Source organism: Marivita sp. S2033 (genome assembly GCF_046592965.1).
Classification (GTDB): domain Bacteria; phylum Pseudomonadota; class Alphaproteobacteria; order Rhodobacterales; family Rhodobacteraceae; genus Marivita.
Window position 1 is genome coordinate 1 of record NZ_JBISBV010000032.1, and the last position, 3,167, is coordinate 3,167.

The 3,167-nt window shown below is 69.9% G+C and carries 2 protein-coding genes; both read right to left on the reverse strand.

Annotated elements, in window-relative coordinates; translation table 11 throughout:
* Positions 1-16: 16 nt before the first annotated feature.
* On the reverse strand, positions 17-847 hold the full coding sequence (locus ACGKZZ_RS17080; protein ID WP_411224723.1) for a hypothetical protein: 831 nt from the start codon (positions 845-847) through the stop codon (positions 17-19).
* A partial coding sequence (locus tag ACGKZZ_RS17085; RefSeq protein WP_411224724.1) for a glycosyltransferase occupies positions 844-3,167 on the reverse strand: 2,324 nt, incomplete at its 5' end. The genes ACGKZZ_RS17085 and ACGKZZ_RS17080, both read right to left, overlap by 4 nt.

Sequence of the window (3,167 nt, forward strand, 5' to 3'; positions counted from 1 at the left end):
TGATGCGCCTCGCAGGTCAGACCGCCTGCAGGCTGTGGCCCCGGACGGTGTATTCGGTTGAGCCGAGAACCATATGCTCCACCGCGCCCGGTGAGCGCATGGTCTGCAATGCCAGCATGTTTGCCTCGGCAGCGTCCCGGCCAAGATGGCGGCGGAACACTGCGTTCACCTCCTGACGAGTCAGCCGCAATTTGTCCAGATGGGCGAATGTTCCGGCATCGTAATGGCGAAATTGCGTCACATCGCGAGGGCTGTGAACGCCGGCGCCGGGGCGCGGCCTGATCCGGCGCTCGGCCACCTCCTCGCCATCGACGCGGGCAATGGCGGCGCGCATCCGGCCCGCGTCGGGCTGCGCCTCGCCGAAGGTGCCGAGCGCGCGAGCCAGCGCGGCGGCGGGATCGGCGATCAGTTCCTCGTAAGCGATCACCGTCTGGCCCTGCCCATAGCGCGAGGTCACCCATTTAGCCTGAAAGCCGCGCCAGGCGGTGAATTGCGCACTGGCGAAGCGGGCGAAACTGGCGGCATCGTCAGCGCCGCCCTCGCGCAGGAACAGTTCGAAATTCGACACCACCGACGGGGTGAAGGCGCGTGTCTGGATCAGCACGCGCTGGCCTTTTACTTGCGGCAGGCGACCGTCGAAATCGTGGTTCTTGGAATAACGCACCCGCCCGGCGCGCGCGCAGGGCGCGGTGCCGCAGCACTCCGCCTGCCCGTAAAAGGCGCAATAGGTGAAATCTTCGCCGAAATAGAGCCTGAGCAGCCGCGCCAGCAGGTGATGGCCCGAGCGCGGCCAACTGACCCCCATCACATAGGCGGGCCGGTCGATGAAGGGCAGGATCAGGGTCATGCCGCCTGTCCTTTACTTTGCCCCAGCACCGCCTTGATCCGCGCGGCGTAGCGCGCGCCGACCGCCTCCGGCGAGAAGTCCCGCAAGACCCGCGCCTGCGCCGCATGGGCCTTGCGGGCGCGCAGGGCGGGGTTGGCCTGCATCTGCCGCAAGGCCCATATTGCGGCACCGTGATCCGGCGCGCCCCAAAGCCCGCCTTCGGGGGTGAAGATGTAATCGGACGGCGCGGGCGCGACCTCTGTCGCGGGCACCAGAAAGGCGGTGGACTCGTCCGAGTAGGCGAGGTTCCCGGAATAGCCCGTCGCCAGCACCGGCACGCCCAAAGCCATCGCCTCGATCATGCCAAAGCCCCAGCCCTCGGACCGATGCAGCGACAGATAGGCATCGGCCCCGGCGGTGAGGGTGAGCAGATCGCCATGCGGCAGGGTCTCATCGAGGATGCGAAAGCGCGGATCGCCCCTGGTCGCGGCGTCGATCTCGGCCCAGACGGCCATCTGCGCCGGATCGCTCACGCGGGCGCGGTTCTGCGTCTTGAGCAGCAGTTGCGCGCCGCCTTGCGGAAACGCCTCGGCAAAGGCGCGGACCAGCGCCAAAGGGTTCTTGCGCTGCACGAAGGAGAAACTGTCGAAACTCGCCATGCAGAGGAAGCCGCCGGGATCGAACCCCGTGCGCGCCACCAGCGCGGCGCGCGCGGCCAGCGGATCGGCTTGCGGGGCGATCTGATTGGCCAGCCCCATGACCTGCACCGGCCCATCGAACGCCCCGGCATAGATCGCCCGTCCATGGTCCGAGGCGGCCCAGATCTCGTCCACCATGCGCAGCGCCAGCGCGTGACAGGCGGCGGGGCGGGTCAGTTCCCAGAACATGTAGGCGGTAGTATGGGAGCCGTCGGTGATGTCGGGCGCATAGGCGGTGAGCAGGGGGATGGACTCGGCATTGAGATGCAGCAGGCTGAACCGCGCGGGGCGGGCGGATTGTGGCTCTATGCAAGAGGTTTTGATGTTTGGCGCGGGGTTGTCGAGATCGAAATTCACCACCTGCGGCGCGATCCCCGCCGCCTTGAGCGCCGCCACCGAGGCGCGCGTCGCCTGCCCCAACCCGCTCGCCTTGGCCACCGGCCCGATCACCTGCACATCGACGCGCGCGCCATGCAGCGCAGGCGCGGCCAGGGCGGTGGCGTGCAGGCGGTGGCCTTGCGCCGTGCGCGTGGTGAAGCGGCGCGCCGCCATGTCATAGCCGCGCCCTTTCAGAACGGCGGCGTAATGCGCGCGCTGCAATGGACCCGAGCGCCCGTCCAGCGTGTTGAGGAAGGCGCCAAGGGGCGTCTGGCCACTGGCGTCTTCGCTCAAAAGCGTTTCGACACTGGCGCGCGGCAGGTAGCGCAGCGTGTCGGGCCGCTCGGCCGCGCGCAGCATGGCGGCGAGGGTGATCTGGCGACGGTCCTCAAGGCTGGCCGGATCGAGCGCGCCCAGCGCAGGCACCTCCGCCCGCCAGCACAGCAGATAGCGCGACAGCGGGAACAGCCCGTCCTGTCCTTCGGGCAGCGCCGCGAGGCGGGCGACATAGGCGTCCGGCACGAGGCAATCCTCGGCCCCGATGGCGCGGGCCTGATGCACCGCCCACCAATAGGTGATCCGGTCCAGCCAATCGGGATCGGCAACATCCATCCCCTGCCGCAGATGCGCCGCACCTATCAAGGCGCCCCAGGTCGCGCGGCTGAGGCGCGCGCGCTGGCCCGGCATGACAAGCGGCGCGTTGAGCCACTGGATCGCGCGGCCCGATAACGGCACTTTCAGCGGCGCGCGCATCGGCGCATAGGCGGTGAGCATCCAGTTGAGGAAATGCGCCGCCTCCTCCGGCGCTGTCTCCCAGCCGAACTCCGTCTCCAGCCGGTAGCGCGGGCGCGCATAGGCCATGTAGGCGCAAAGCGGGTCGGGCAGGGGGGCGCCGGTGGCAGGATCGGTGGGCTCGAACAGCAGCGCCTGCCGGGGGGTGAGCGGTGCCGGAGCCGTCGGAGCCGGCAGCGGCGCGCCGCGCAAGGCGGTGATCCCCGGCCCCAGCGCTTCGGTCAGCGCGCCCCGGCGCGGCGGCCTTGTCTGTCCGCGCGGGGTGGGGCCAAGCCGCAGCCGCCCGATCTCGACCGGACGCGGGCCGTCAAGCCGGCAGACCCGCAGCAGCCCGGCCTCCGCCGGCAGGGCCAGGGAAAACCCGCAGGCCCCGCCCGCCAACCCTGCATCGCGCAGATCGGCGCGAAACTGGCAAGCCAGCGCCTCGGCCAGCCGCATCCGACCGTCGTAAAGCGCCACCGGAACCGGCCCGT